The following is a 15314-nucleotide window of genomic DNA, read 5'->3' as shown; positions in this document are numbered from 1 at the left end:
TCAGCCCTGTCGTGTGTTGCGAGTCGAGCGTTGCGAATTAGTCTTCTGTTTTGTTGCTATCGTGGCGCTGACGGATACTCTGACGCATCGATGTCATCGCTTTACTGCCATGGTAACGGCCTTTTTCAATGTGGCGAATACGGTAAATGGATGGTACCTCTACGGTCTCGCCGTGGGTCCCCATAATCCAGCGATAGGCCCTGTCTTCAAAGGTCTTTTTCCAACGATCTGTAGGGCGCTGATACGCCGCCACATCATTACAATAGCCTATTTCCCGACAAACATCGCCATGCACGATTTGGTAAGCGCCGACGGCACGTTCTAGCTTGCGTACCTTAAAATCGGATTCATCCACCTGCACTACTCTGGGTTCCCGCGCCGCCTGCAGCATCGGGCTATCGTCACTCAACAAGGTGGTAATACGTTCTTCAGCCGGAAAGTAGAGCATTCCACTACAGCCCTGCAGGGAGTCGGCAAGGCCATCGAGACAGCCTGCACCGAAAATCAGATCGCAGTCGGCAAACCAAACCCAGTCCGCGGTTGTCGCCAGCGCTGACTTGTTGCGGCCGATCGCGCGGCGGAACAATTCAGGCGCTGGTAGCCGTTGCCAGTTCCAGGTCACGTTGCTGACCTCTTTAGTGGCAAAAAAGTCGAGCAGTTGCGCCGTTGCCTGATCCTCGTCTGCGTAATACACGGTCATCGTCACGTCCACGTCCTGTGGTGGATGCTCGACCAACGAACTCAGCTGGTAGGCATGCAAGTGAGAATAGCGCCAGCAATGGCTGACTATTTCAATCTGCAGCCGGCCCTTGCGTGCCGCCCGGGTACTGGCAGGCTTGTTATAAAAAAACCTCAACGGCAACAGGTTACTCACTGCCGCACGCAACGCAAATTCCTGCAGCCCCTGATACCAGGGTGTCTTTACCTCAAAAACCGGTGCTTCACTGGTCGCCTTGCTCATTCCGCTTCCTTATTCTTTATAAGCGCCAGCTAGGCGCTTCGACGATGCCTTTCACATCCATCACCACGGGGCTAGTCGCAGACATGCGCTGGTAATCCGCCTGGGTATAACGGGTAAATAGCTGGTGCGCAACAGCCACCACTACTGCATCATAGCCCGCTGACTCAGCAAAGGGGTCACCGCAGACGCTGAAGTCATCATGCTTCGCCAGTTCCTGCTGGTCTACGACCGGATCAAAGACATCGACTCGTACCCCATACTGATTCAATTCATCAATAATATCGACCACTTTGGTATTGCGTGTATCCGGGCAATTTTCCTTAAAGGCATAACCAAGAATGAGCACCCGCGAGCCTTTGATGCGGGCGTCGTTCTCAATCATCTTCTTGATCGTCTGCTCGGCCACATATTTGCCCATGCCATTATTAATCTGCCGTGAGGCCAGGATCAGGTTTGGTTTGTACCCCAGCTCTTCAGCCTTGAAGGTCAGGTAATAAGGGTCAACGCCAATGCAGTGACCACCGACCAGACCCGGGAACAGCTTTATAAAGTTCCACTTGGTCGCGGCGGCCTCGATCACTTCTCGTGTGTCGATCCCCATTTGATTAAAAATGAGCGCTAATTCATTGATAAGGGCGATATTAACGTCGCGCTGGGTGTTTTCTACCACCTTCGCCGCCTCAGCGACGCGAATGCTCGACGCAAGATGGGTACCGGCAGTTACGACACTGGCGTATAGTGCATCAACGCGCTGGGCGATTTCAGGCGTCGACCCTGCAGTCACTTTCCTGATCGTTTTGAAGGTATTCTGTTTGTCGCCCGGGTTGATCCGCTCCGGTGAATAGCCAGCATAAAAATCCTGGTTATAAACCAGGCCGGAATTGGTTTCCACCACCGGAATACAAACCTCTTCAGTCACCCCTGGGTACACGGTAGATTCGTAAATAACAATATCACCGCGTTTCAGTGTTTGCGCCACCAGTTCAGAGGCACTTACCAGCGGCCGCAAGTCCGGGCGGTTGGCACTGTCAATTGGCGTCGGCACGGTAATAATGTAGATATTGCAGTCCGCGGTATCCGCGATCGATGCCGTCAAGTGCAAGCGGTCCGCTACCTGGGTCAGTTCACTCTCAGTCAACTCACCGGTCACATCGCGTCCCTGTTTTAACTGGTCAACGCGGGTCTGATTGATATCAAAACCAACCACCTGATACTGTTCAGCAAACGCAGCGGCCAAAGGCAACCCTACGTACCCTAACCCAACTACACAGACCTTATCGTTCATTCTTCATTTCCATCCGCTGATTCGTCAGAGCTGGCATCACTGAACATTTTCCTGAACTCTGTCAGTAAAAGTCGCCCGCCCCGCTCATTTAAGTGATCGTCATCGAAATAGACGGGTAATCCGTCTTTGTCGCCCCAACAATTTTCTTCATCGCACAGCACTGCCGTGGGGGCCAGCAGCTTAACATTGCATTCGACTGTGAGTTCATGCATTGCTTCAAGCGCTAACTTGTGACGCTGCTCGTATTCGGAAATACTGATACTTACCCGTTCTATTTCACCGTTAAAATGGAGTTTACGCGACATGAACTCCGGAACATCGACCGGCATCTCCGCCACAGGTTCGAGAACATACACAGGTCGGTGCTGAGCAAATGTACACACCGTGTCTTTAAACCCGCTGATTAATTCCTGCGCTCGTTCTACGGTATAGGTTGCAGCCGGCTCAGACAAGTAGATTTCAGGCTCCTGTTTTTGCGGCTCGCCATGAAGATAATTAGAAATGCGGTTAACCACCAGTAAGGGCACCTCGGGCGGCAACTGGCTGCTTTGCTCGATTGCGTAGTCAACAAATTCCGGGCACAAAAAACGCGATGAGTGCCGTTGGCTATGACGCAGATTGCGAATGGTTGGACATGCACTCATCGTCCAGTCGAGTACATGCAACCCGTCATTTGGCAACGCCGCCTCAACCGAGCGGACAAGCGCCGCTGCGTGACTGTCACCTATAACAATGGCACCTAAACGTTCACCCCCATAGATGCATGGTTCATGTAGTTCTGACATTGATTGGCGACAAGCGTCACCTCTTGGGTTTCGGTTTTCAGCTTCCGCCGCAATTCTCTCCACCTCGGTCGGCATACGCCCGTCAAATACGACATTTCGGATCACCAGACTCATAGCTAAAACCATGACCAGTGGCACCATAACAGCGACAAACCTGAGACGTCCTGAGAGCTCTTTGAAAGAACGCCGAACCGGCTGTTCCACCCACCAATACGATAAATGCCCGGCCAGAATACTGACCGCTATACCCACCGCTAAATACCAGGGATTACCCAACTGGCCGATGTAATATAACCATACCGCGAATGGCCAATGCCACAGATAAATCGAGTAGGATCGGTCGCCAAGCCACTGGAATAGGCGTGGCTTAGTCAAGATGCTTTGTGACTGATTCGCTAACAGCACCAAAACGGTACCCACCACTGGCAGCAAGGCCCAGGCTCCGGGCCAGGATAAATCAGAATTGAGAGTGGTGAATGAGAGCCCCAGTAAAAGCCAGCCTGTATACAAGGTCAGTGGTCTTTCAACCACACGGCGCCAATTGGAAACATACACAAAATACGCCACCCCTCCCGCTGCCATTTCCCAGGCTCGGGTGGAAAGTAAATAGAACGCTGCGGTGGGCTCACGCGGGGACAGCCAAATACTGTAAGACAGCGACAAAACGACCAGCGCAATAAGACTATAGAATAGGACATGCAGTCTGGCATTGGTGAACTTAGCAATTAACACCAGAAGAAGCGGAAACAGAATATAAAATTGCCACTCAACAGACAAAGACCAGGTATGCAACAGCCAGTTTTCATGCGAGTTGGCTGCAAAGTAGCTGTCCGCACTGGCAAATTCGACGTTTGACCAAAAGACCAGAGCATAGCGTGCATGACCTGCCAACCCCTGATAGTCAGGGGTCGGAAGGTAAAACCAGGCCCATACTAAAAGTGACAGCACCAGTACAACCAGGGCCGGCACAATTCGAACAGCCCGCGCTAAGTAGAAGCGGGAAAAGCTAAATTTTTGCTCGACCAGGCCTTGAGTAATGATCCCCGTCATCAGAAAACCTGATATAACGAAGAAAATATCTACCCCGACGAACCCTCCGGAAAATCCCGGGACGAGGAAGTGAAACAGCACCACTGAAATGACAGCCCAGGCCCTTAGGCCATTGATGTCATTTCTAAAGCCCGACTTTTCTATTAAAAACTGCACACTATATTCTTATCTTTATAAAAAGTGCGCAGTATAACGTGCTTTAACTGTTGTGCCTATCCATCGCATCAAACATGGCAAACAGGCCGCCAGCACGACTATTCTGCTGGTCATTGCCCTGCACCTGGTCTTCCAGCATGGAGAGTATATTGACGGGTTTCTGACTGTCATTATTCAGCGACTGCAAGGATTTCTGCCCTTCACCAAATAATGCGCGTAAGTCGCTTGCTTCTAACTCAGATATCAAGCCCTGCTCTTCAAGTTCGCTGGTCAGGTTGTCAAAATCGTCTGCTGTCAGATTCTGCACATCAAAGCGGCTGGCCAGATCACGCTCCCGTTGTGCCATCGCCTGACCCTGTACACTCAAATCGGCACGAGTTTCCTGCGCCGGCGGAGCAGGGATCGGAGCCTGCTGGTTTTTCTGCTTATCGTCCTCATCAATACGCTGGGTCTGCAAGTTACTTACGCCCGGCAAACTGGTAACGTTCATAGTGCCTCCACAAGGGTTGCATGGGGTTTGAGAGCCCGCCTAATCCTTCCTGTAGCGGCACTCTCGCTCAGCACTACCAATGCAAATTGTGATCCAGCCTGTCATCTGCAATTTTCGGCAATGGCTTGCCGCTCTGCTCTGTTGCAGAAACAGGCATAAAAAAACCCGGCAACTCAGTGCCGGGTTTTGGTCGCGATGCTTTCGTTAAGCACGCATGCTATTAAGCAACATTGATAGTTGGAATAATAGTCTGTTTCGCGTTGTCTTCAGCCTGTTTAAACTCAGGCATCTGATCAAAGTTAAGGTACTTATACACTTCGCCAGCCATCGCATCGATGTTCTGTGCATATTCCATGTACTCTTCACGCGTCGGGATTTTACCCAGAATTGCACCAACCGCTGACAACTCAGCAGAGGCCAGATACACATTAGCACCATCACCCAGACGGTTAGGGAAGTTACGCGTTGAAGTTGACAGTACCGTAGCACCCGCTTCAACCCGTGCCTGGTTACCCATACACAGCGAACAGCCTGGCATTTCAGTGCGTACACCGTTGCGACCGTAGATGTTGTAGTACCCTTCTTCCATCAGTTGCGCTTCGTCCATCTTGGTTGGTGGCGCAATCCACAACTGAGTTTTTAATGCTTCGGTATTCTGCTCAAGCAGTTTACCAGCAGCACGGAAGTGACCGATGTTGGTCATGCACGAACCGATGAATACTTCATCGACCTTGTTACCTGCTACATCAGACAGCGTTTTCGCATCATCCGGATCGTTCGGGCAGCACAGGATTGGCTCTTTGATCTCGTTCAGATCAATTTCCACTACTTCCGCGTATTCCGCATCTGCATCCGCGCTCATCAGCTCAGGGTTCGCCAGCCACTCTTCCATCTTGCGGGCACGACGTTCCAGGGTACGCTGATCGCCATAGCCTTCGTTGATCATCCAACGCAGCATGGTGATGTTTGAACGCAGGTATTCAGCCACAGACTCTTCTGACATCTTAATCGTACAGCCAGCCGCTGAACGCTCGGCAGACGCATCCGACAATTCAAATGCCTGCTCAACAGTCAGGTTATCGAGGCCTTCGATTTCCAGAATACGACCCGAGAACGCGTTTTTCTTACCACGCTTCTCAACGGTCAATAAACCTTGCTTGATGCCATACAGCGGAATGGCATGAACCAGATCACGTAACGTTACGCCCGGCTGCATTTTGCCTTTGAAGCGAACCAGTACCGACTCAGGCATGTCCAGTGGCATAACCCCGGTCGCGGCGGCAAACGCCACCAGACCAGAGCCTGCAGGGAATGAAATACCAAGCGGGAACCGGGTATGTGAATCACCACCAGTACCTACGGTATCAGGCAGTAACATACGGTTCAGCCAGCTGTGGATAATACCGTCACCCGGGCGCAGTGACACACCACCACGGTTCATAATGAAATCAGGCAGCGTGTGCTGAGTATCAATATCAACAGGTTTCGGGTACGCCGCCGTGTGACAGAACGACTGCATTACCAGATCCGAGTTAAAACCAAGGCAAGCCAGGTCTTTCAGCTCGTCCCGGGTCATCGGGCCGGTGGTGTCCTGTGAACCTACAGTAGTCATCTTCGGCTCACAGTAGGTACCTGGACGCACACCGTCAAGGCCACAGGCCTTACCAACCATCTTCTGCGCTAAGGTATAGCCCTTACCGCTGTCACCTGGTTGCTCTGGGGCACGGAACAGATTGGCGTTGCCAAGACCCAGCGACTCCCGCGCCTTGCCTGTCAAACCACGACCAATGATCAGGTTGATACGGCCGCCAGCGCGTACTTCGTCGAGGATAACCTCGGAGCTGTATTCGTACTTAGCAAGGATATCGCCAGCGTCGTTGGTGATTTTCCCTTCGTACGGGTAAATATGGATCACGTCGCCGGTGTTCATTTGGTCAACGTCCGCTTCAAAAACCAGCGTACCGGTATCTTTCATGGTGTTGAAGAAAATAGGCGCGACTTTACCGCCGATGCAGATACCGCCGGTGCGCTTATTCGGCGTACCCGGCATGTCTTCACCGATATTCCACAACACAGAGTTGGTCGCAGATTTACGTGAAGAACCCGTCCCTACTACGTCACCAACAAATGCAACCGGGTGACCTTTTTCTTTCAGTTCAGCGATTTGCTGCTCAGCGTTGGTGACACCTTCACGTGGCATCTTGTACATCGCTTTGGCGTGCAAAGGAATATCAGGGCGTGACCAGGCATCAGGCGCCGGAGATAGGTCATCGGTGTTGGTCTCGCCGGGGACTTTAAATACGCTCGCGGTAATCTTCTCTGCTAACGCAGGGCGGTTGGTAAACCACTCGGCCTCTGCCCAGCTTTCCACCACGGCCTTGGCCACGGCATTGCCGTTTTTCATTTTCTCTTCAACGTCATGGAAGGCGTCGAACATCAAAATGGTGTGCTTCAGCTCTTCACCGGCTAACTCTGCCAGTTCGCTGTCGTCAAGCAAATCAACCAACGTCACGATGTTGTATCCACCGTGCATATTGCCTAGTAATTTAACGGCTTGTTGCTTGCTGATAATCGGTGAGCTGTCTTCACCTTTGACGATAGCGGCCAGGAAACCTGCTTTGACATACGCGGCTTCATCTACGCCTGGAGGCACGCGTTCACTGATCAATTCAAACAGGAAGTCTTCTTCGCCTGCTGGTGGATTCTTTAGCAATTCAACTAATTCTGTTACTTGCTCAGGGCTAAGTGGCTTTGCCGGGATGCCTTCTGCGGCGCGTTCGGCCACGTGTTCACGATACTGTTTTAACACTACTGCTTCCTCTTATTTCAGGATCTGCTGCCGAACTCGGTTTCAAACGGCAACAGCTCATTGGAAAAACACTGCGCATTATACGGGAATTCGCTTGTCATTTGAACGCAGCAGCGTCAGCAAAGGCGGATTTCCGTCATTCACCGTGCTTATGGCTTGTAGTCAGAAGGAAAATAGCGGAGCAGTAAGGAGACGATGGAAGAATACTATAAACAGAATCGAGGCCGGCCTAGACCGGCATGGCGTGGATATGGCGGTACAGCGTAATTGCCCGCTCGGTGAAAGTATACCCCTTCGAAGATGCACTCAGCGTGGACCAGTTAGGTGCCCCTTCAGAGCGTGACCATTCGGCGCTTTCCTTGGTTTGGTTCGACGCCCCTTGTGTGGCAGCGGTGCCGCTGGCGGCGGCAGGTGCAGTAATGGCTTGATCTGAACCGGCTTCAGCCAGCTCGCGAGCAACGCCTGCGGCCGCTTTCTCTTCGCTGAGAATTTCAGGATTAAAAGGTTTACGCCCCTTCTCACCTTGCGATGTCTGAGCCTGCAGACCGACTGTCGGTCCAGGCGCCGTATGAACTCGTCCTACATCAACCATAGTAACTCTTTATTGTTCTTTGGATGCGATGCATCTCTGCTTCCTACCTGAGGCGCCGATAGTTTGACAGCCTCACCCCGAATTCTGTTCTGACCAGCGCTTTTATGTGCTTTAGCGTTTTATATGAAAATTAATTCAATATATGTGCCACATTTAATACGTTGCTACCAGCTGACTACATGCGCTCCAACTGTCTAAAGTAGTCCCACACCACCTGCCCGGCGGGCCCAAGGACAGTACTCGCAAGTTTAACCAGATGCACCTCCGCCCGGATGCGGTCGAGGAAACCGTCAATATTAAGTTCCACCAGTTCACCCTCTGCTATCGAGTCAGCAACCAGTTGCCGCGGTACGATGCCCCACCCCATGCCAGCTTTAATAAAGGTCAGCAGTGTCGAAACGTCATTCACCCGCAACCGTGCGACACCCCCTACCCGGTAGATCTGCTCGGGGTCGATGCCCATATCCATCTTCTGTGGCAACACATAAGGAAGCGTATTTAGCAGTTCACGGGTGGGCCGCTCAGTGCCTGGCAGAAGGTCTCGCGCTATCACCACCGTCAGTTCAAATTCACACACATACAAGCTCTCAAAATCAGCGCGCTGCTGAAACACCGGCAGCCAGGGTGTCAATGCCAGTGCGACCTGATTGTCCTGCACCATTTTTAGTGCATTCAACTGCGAATATCCGTTGACGATGCATTCGGTGCCGGCAAACTGGTGCTGCACCAATTGCAACGCGGGTGTCAGTAAATTGGCGTTGCAAGTGGCATCAAACGCCAGCTCCAGTTCCGCTTCCGCGCCACTGGCCAATAACGCACTGAACGATTCAAGCTTGGCATACTGCCGCAGCAGCTCGTAGCTATGCCGGGTAAACTGCTTGCCGCGCGGGGTCAGACGAAGGCGATAACCTTCACGGGTGAATAAACTGAAACCAAGTTCCTGCTCCAGTTTACTTAAGGTCATACTCAGGGCCGGCGGCGTGCGATGCAAACGTGCCGCCGCCAGCTGCAAACTGCCGTCATCGACGATCGCTTTGAACACCTGCAACTGCCAGATAGTCATTAAGAAATCCTTAATAAAAGCAAAAAATTTATTCAATATTACTTTAAAAACAAATTGACTACACTGCTTTATCAGAATACTGGTCCACTACAAGGTTTTAACATGTTACCTGCGCGCAATTTAGTCCTCATACTTCCGGCACTGACGGTGCTGCTATCTGCTTGCAGCGACCCATCTCAGCCCACTGCCGCTGAACAGCCGAGACCGGTGCACCTGTACCAGGTCAGCGGACATAGTGAACATCAGATCCGACGTTTCCCGGCGATTGTTGAGGCAACCCAAACCGCAGAACTGGCATTTCGTGTCGGTGGCCAGCTTGAGCAGCTGCCATTGCGGCCAGGGCAGTCGGTAAACCAGGGCGACCTAGTGGCGGCACTTGACCCAACCGATTACGAACTGGCCCTTGAACAGGCCTCAGCTCAGGCCGAGCTGAGCGAAGCTCAACACCAGCGGAATCAGCGAATGGTGGAAGAAAATATGCTGTCACAGGCAGCATTTGATCAGTCCAGAGCCGACTTACGTGTCGCCCGGGCCAACCTGCAAGGTGCCGAAACCAATCTCGACTACACCCGCTTAAAAGCCCCCTTTGACGGGGTCATCGCCCATTTGCATGTGGAAAACCACGAAAACATCGCCCCCCAGCAACCCATTCTGACCTTGCAGGTAGACGGATTTATCGATGTCAGCATCCAGGTTCCGGAGCGCCTTTTCGCGCGCGTGCGCCGGGATCTCGAGTATCAGCCTGATGTGGCATTTGATGGCATGCCGAATCACTTTTATCCCGCGACTATCCGCGAATGGGATCGTATCGCTGACCCGGCGACCAACACCTACCGCGTGGTGTTTACGCTGCCAGCGCCGGACAATGTCAATATTCTGCCCGGCATGACGGCCACAGTGTTGATCGATACCAACCGCATGACCCAGGCACAACCTGAAGTGGTCGTGGTGCCAGCCTCGGCTGTATTCGCCCCGGAGCAAAAACCGTTGCGCGATGGTCGCGCCTATGTCTGGCTGTATCAGCGGCAGTCCGGCGAGGGCGATGAAGTCGGCAGCATTCAGTTGCAGCCGGTGCAGATCGGCAATATGACCAATGACGGTGTCGAAATAAGCAGGGGCCTGCAGGCGGGCGATCTGGTGGTACAGGCAGGCGTTCACCACCTGCGTGATGGGCAGACCGTTAAGCCCTGGCACCGTGAGCGGGGGTTATAAGCAATGGATATTGCGCAGTACTCAATTAAAAACCGTACCAGCAGCTGGTTACTGTTACTGATTTTACTGATTGGTGGTGCGTTTGCGCTGGATGGACTCGGCCGGCTTGAAGACCCCGAGTTCACCCTAAAGCAGGCGCTAGTCATTACCAGCTACCCGGGGGCGTCAGCGCAGCAGGTCGAAGAAGAGGTCACCCACCGCCTTGAAAGCGCAATCCAGGAACTGCAATACGTTCGCCATATCACGTCGATTTCCAAACCTGGCTTGTCGCAAATAACAGTCGAAATGCAGGACACCTATCGCGCTCGCGAGCTTAAACAGATCTGGGATGAATTGCGGCGTAAAGTCAATGACAGCCAGCACCAGCTGCCACCGGGCTCCAATCCATCTCAGGTGATGGATGATTTTGCCGACGTTTACGGTGTACTGCTCGCCCTGACCGGTGATGGCTATAGCAACAGAGCGCTGCACGACCACGCGCGCTATGTGCAACGTGAACTGGTCAGTATCCCCGGTGTTGCCAAAGCAACGATTTCCGGGGTTCAGCAAGAGCAGGTGGTGGTTGAAGTGTCGCGTGCACGTCTCGCCAATCTGGGGATTTCACCCCAGCGTATCTACGAATTGCTATCGACACAGAATACCGTATCCAACGCCGGACAGGTCATGCTTGATGACGATGCGGTGCGGTTTGCCACCAGTGGTGAGTTCAGCAGTGTCGAAGCAATGGAAATGCTCCTTATCAGCAACCCCGGTGCTCAGGAGCAGCTTTATCTGGGTGATGTCGCACGGATTTATCGCAGTCCGGAACCCATTCCTGATCACATTCTGCACTTTCAGGGCCAGTCTTCAGTCTGGCTCGGGGTTTCGTTTGCCTCTGGGGTCAACGTGGTTGAAGTCGGCGAACGGGTGCAACAGGCACTGAACGATATTGAGTATGCGACGCCAGCCGGCCTTAACATCGATCCCATTTACAACCAGCCGGCTAAAGTTGAAAGCTCAGTCAACGGCTTCCTGATAAACCTGGCGCAAGCGGTTATTATCGTCATGCTGGCGCTGTTGCTGACCATGGGCATGCGCTCCGGCTTTATTATCGGCTTCGTGTTGCTGATTACCGTGCTTGGCACCTTTATTTTTATGTCGCTGTTCAGCATCGAACTGCACCGGGTCTCGTTAGGCGCATTGATTATTGCCCTCGGCATGCTGGTCGACAATGCGATAGTCATTACCGAAGGCATGCTGGTCGGCGTGCAACGCGGCCGTTCAAAACTTGATGCGGCGCGTGAGGTGGTCAAACAGAACATGTGGCCATTGTTAGGCGCGACTGTCATCGCGGTCATCGCCTTTGCCCCGATAGGCCTGTCTGCTGATGCGACCGGTGAATTTGCTGGTTCCATGTTCTGGGTGCTGCTGATTTCCTTGCTATTGAGCTGGTTCACTGCCCTGACCCTGGTGCCTTTCCTTGGCGAACGCTTGTTAAAAGCACCGCGCCTCTCATCCGAGAGCAGTAACCCTAGTGAGTCCGGCGCTGACTATGATGACCCCTATGGTGGCGCGCTTTATCAGTGCTATCGCACCCTGCTCAAATTGTGCCTGCGCTTTCGCGGTCTCACCCTGGTCGCAATGGGCGTGCTGCTAGTCACCGCGGTGATTAGTTTTGGTGCGGTCAAACAGAGTTTCTTCCCCGCCGCAAACACGCCACTCTATTACGTTGAAGTCTGGTATCCACAAGGTACTGACATCCGTGCGACCAGTGCTGATATCGAGCAGGCCGAACGCTTTCTGACTGAACACCCTGACGTTGATCAGGTAGCCACCACCATCGGCCAGGGGGCGTTACGTTTCACCCTCACCTATGTGGTCGAGAAAGCCCACGATAACTTTGCTCAGCTGATTGTGCAGGGACGGGATATGGACAGCCTGCAAGGGCTGATGGAAGATACCTCGGAGTATTTTGCCAGCCACCATCCACAAGCCAGAATTAAGTTGCGGCGGATGGAAATTGGGCCTCCTTCAACCGCAAAAATTGAAGCGCGCTTTAGTGGGCCCGATCCGCAGCATTTAAGGCAACTGGCGCACCAGGCAAAGCAGATCCTTGAAGACGACCCCGACGTTGTTAATGTCATGGATGACTGGCGTGAACGTTCGATGGTGTTGCAACCACAGTTCAATGAAACGGTCGCTCGTCGGGTCGGAATAACCAAAGCAGACGTCGACGAATTGCTACTGGCCAACTTTAGCGGCAAGCATGTTGGGGTCTACCGCGACGGCACTGACTTATTGCCAATTGTCATTCGCGCACCGAGTGAAGAGCGTCTCGACCTCGACAACTGGCAGGATCTTCAGGTCTACAGCCCGGTTTTGAATCGCTATATTCCGTTAGCTCAGGTCGTCACCGACATGCCATTGGCCTGGGAGGATTCGCTCATCAAGCGCCGCGACCGTAAGCGAACACTTACTGTAATGGCCGACCCTGATCTCTTTGGCGAGCAAACCGCCGCCGAGGTGCAACGCCGCATTCAGCCGCTGATAGAAGCGATTCCGCTACCCCGTGGTTACACTCTCGAATGGGGCGGTGAATATGAGGCCTCGGGCAATGCACAGGCAGCGCTCTTTACCTCGTTACCCTTTGGCTACCTGTGCATGTTTGTTATCACCGCCCTGCTTTTCAGTTCAGCGCGTAAAGCAGCTATTGTCTGGACCACAGTACCACTGTCGATTATCGGCGTGAGTATGGGCTTACTGATCACCGGTCAGCCATTCAGCTTTATGGCCTTGCTTGGATTACTCAGCTTAACTGGCATGCTAATCAAAAACGGCGTGGTGTTACTGGAGCAGATAAAAGCAGAAGAGGACAGTGGCAAAAGCGGTCATGCAGCGTTGTTCGACGCCTCGGTGAGCCGGGTCCGCCCGGTCAGCATGGCAGCCGTTACCACCATCCTTGGCATGATCCCGTTGTTATTTGACGAGTTCTTTGCCGCGATGGCGGTGACCATAATGTTTGGTCTTGGCTTCGCCACGCTGTTGACGCTGATTGTAGTGCCAGTGATGTACTCGCTGGTCATGCGCGTGCCACAAACAGAGTAACTCCTCACCATACCCAGTGGCGCATGCGTAGCAACAACCGCTCGCCGGCACTTAAATCAGCCCGCTCCTGCTGAACTTCGCTCAGCAGCGCGGGCTGATCGGTAATAATGCCATCGACACCCATGTCCATATAGCGGTGCATGTCACTACTGCTGTTTACTGTCCACACATGCAGCTGGTAACCACCACTGCGCGCTGCGCGCAGTGCTGCTGGTCCGGTGACGGCATCGCGTAAACTCAGAGCATCATAGGGTTGCCGGGTAAATGCGCCGATCGCCGTATGCACCAATAAACTGGTACGCAGATCAGGTTCCAGCTCACGCACCTGATCCAACACCCGTGGCGACAAGGCAGCAATCAGGGTGTCATCGACAAATTCGAGCTGCTGCAGCGCCGCAACGGTATCCTCGACCAGAGTTGGCATCGCGGGTGAGGTTTTTACTTCCAGGTAGAGCTTTGCCCGGCCTCGCATTAACTCAACCGCCTCAGCCAGTGTCGCTACCTGCTCTGCGGCAAACGCCGGCGCAAACCAGCTGCCGGCATCGAGCTCTGCCAGTTCAGCATAAGAAATATCCCAGATAGCGCGCGGGTCACCGGCGACCCGCAACAAGTCCCGATCATGCAGCAGGACTAACACGCCGTCGGCAGTTTGCTGTACATCCAGCTCAATGTAATCAGCGCCCTGCCTGATCGCTTCTTCAATCGCGGCCAGTGAGTTTTCCGGTGCGTCAATGGACGCGCCCCGGTGGGCAATGTTGAGCACCTCAGTACGGGTATCGAAACTTTGTGCCACATAGGTCAGTTGACCCAGCGCGAGGAGCGCCATGACCAGTTCAAACGACCACGCCAGGGGGGCAGTCGCTCTGGGCTCGAACTCAGCAAACACCTGCGGCGTATGCCCGCAGCTGCGCAGGTAGAGCTTTAACAGCAGCAGGCTGTTGGCGCTAATAGCAATAAATGACAGCACTACCGCCAACAACACGTAGAGCACGATGAGTAGCCCCATCAGGGTGACCTGGACCGCGGTCGGACCCGGCAACCAGGCCATCAATGCCGCACCAATGGCCTCAAAGGTCAAAGTAAACACAATCGGCAATGACAGGGTCAGTAACGCAATCGACAGAATTAACCGCGCCGCTTTGAAGCGTGCACCTTTCACCAGCTGCCAGCTGCGGGTCAGCGCAACCCGTGGCTTAAAGCCATCCAGCAGCATGGCTGGTAACGCCATTGACCAACTGACGTACAGCAGCCCATTGCCCAACAGTAAAGCAATCAGCAACATGGTGGCCAACGGCAGAAAGTAGAAAAGCTCAGTCGGATGAACGTTGACCACATAGTAAATATCGTAGTCACCCAGCAGCCATTGAAAAAGCCACAGGAGCAGAAGCAGGCTAGGAGCGGCGAGCAATAAATGAGAGACCACCTGCATCGAGGCGAGTTTAAACAGATCAGTAAAGCGTTTGAGTACACGCCACAAGGCGTTGCTCGCGGTGTGGAACCTGTCATCCTGATCACGTGCAGCAATCAGAATCATCCCCGCCGACTGAAAAAAGAGGAAAAAAGCCACAAATGAAGCGGCGAGCAGTACCCAGGCGATACCGGTGGGGGTCAGTAAAAAACGCGCTAAATCCTGATTGCCCAGCATCGCCGAGCCACTAAGCTGAACCAGGCCAGCCAGCGTCCAGCCCGCTAACGGACTTAACGCAAACAATGCCAGTAGTGAAAAATACAAATGGAACGCCAGTAAGGGCCGTTTATGGTAGGTAATGGCCCCCCAGACCTGGCTGGCATATTCGCGAATTATAATCATGCCGCTACTATAGCCGC

At 53.2% G+C, this 15314-nt stretch carries 10 protein-coding genes; 2 read left to right on the top strand and 8 right to left on the bottom strand.

Annotated features, from left to right (window positions below):
- Nucleotides 1–37 precede the first annotated feature (37 nt).
- The 7 genes from CWE12_RS07365 to CWE12_RS07335 all read right to left on the bottom strand — a co-directional run bounded on the left by CWE12_RS07365 (nucleotide 38) and on the right by CWE12_RS07335 (nucleotide 9191).
- Complete coding sequence (locus CWE12_RS07365) at nucleotides 38–961, bottom strand: glycosyltransferase family 2 protein (RefSeq protein ID WP_126789059.1); 924 nt, start codon at nucleotides 959–961, stop codon at nucleotides 38–40.
- 16 nt (nucleotides 962–977) lie between these two features.
- Complete coding sequence (locus CWE12_RS07360; protein WP_126789058.1) at nucleotides 978–2246, bottom strand: nucleotide sugar dehydrogenase; 1269 nt, start codon at nucleotides 2244–2246, stop codon at nucleotides 978–980.
- A complete protein-coding gene (locus tag CWE12_RS07355; RefSeq protein ID WP_126789057.1) occupies nucleotides 2243–4237 on the bottom strand; it encodes an acyltransferase family protein in 1995 nt (664 codons plus the stop codon). The genes CWE12_RS07360 and CWE12_RS07355 overlap by 4 nt, the downstream gene beginning before the upstream one ends.
- 43 nt (nucleotides 4238–4280) lie before the next feature.
- Nucleotides 4281–4727, bottom strand: coding sequence for a hypothetical protein (locus CWE12_RS07350; RefSeq protein ID WP_126789056.1), 447 nt, complete (start codon nucleotides 4725–4727; stop codon nucleotides 4281–4283).
- Between the two features lie 220 nt (nucleotides 4728–4947).
- On the bottom strand, nucleotides 4948–7536 hold the full coding sequence (gene acnB / locus CWE12_RS07345; RefSeq protein ID WP_126789055.1) for a bifunctional aconitate hydratase 2/2-methylisocitrate dehydratase: 2589 nt from the start codon (nucleotides 7534–7536) through the stop codon (nucleotides 4948–4950).
- 229 nt (nucleotides 7537–7765) lie between these two features.
- Nucleotides 7766–8128, bottom strand: coding sequence for a hypothetical protein (locus tag CWE12_RS07340; RefSeq protein WP_126789054.1), 363 nt, complete (start codon nucleotides 8126–8128; stop codon nucleotides 7766–7768).
- Nucleotides 8129–8303: 175 nt separating this feature from the next.
- Nucleotides 8304–9191 carry a LysR family transcriptional regulator gene (locus tag CWE12_RS07335; RefSeq protein ID WP_126789053.1) on the bottom strand — a complete coding sequence of 296 codons (888 nt, stop codon included), beginning with the start codon at nucleotides 9189–9191 and terminating at the stop codon, nucleotides 8304–8306.
- Nucleotides 9192–9293: 102 nt separating this feature from the next.
- Between CWE12_RS07335 and CWE12_RS07330 the strand changes: the two genes are divergently transcribed.
- Nucleotides 9294–10403, top strand: a complete 1110-nt coding sequence (locus CWE12_RS07330) for an efflux RND transporter periplasmic adaptor subunit (protein ID WP_126789052.1) — start codon at nucleotides 9294–9296, stop codon at nucleotides 10401–10403.
- 3 nt (nucleotides 10404–10406) lie between these two features.
- Nucleotides 10407–13487: an efflux RND transporter permease subunit gene (locus tag CWE12_RS07325; protein ID WP_126789051.1), complete on the top strand. Its 3081-nt coding sequence runs from the start codon at nucleotides 10407–10409 to the stop codon at nucleotides 13485–13487.
- Between the two features lie 4 nt (nucleotides 13488–13491).
- Here the strand turns inward: CWE12_RS07325 and CWE12_RS07320 are convergent, their stop codons facing one another.
- A complete protein-coding gene (locus CWE12_RS07320) occupies nucleotides 13492–15297 on the bottom strand; it encodes a glycerophosphodiester phosphodiesterase family protein (protein WP_198675716.1) in 1806 nt (601 codons plus the stop codon).
- Nucleotides 15298–15314: the final 17 nt, after the last annotated feature.

It is taken from the genome of Aliidiomarina sedimenti, from assembly GCF_003986955.1.
GTDB lineage: Bacteria > Pseudomonadota > Gammaproteobacteria > Enterobacterales > Alteromonadaceae > Aliidiomarina > Aliidiomarina sedimenti.
The sequence above is the reverse complement of the archived record's forward strand: the minus strand, read 5'-3'. Positions and strand labels throughout refer to the sequence as shown.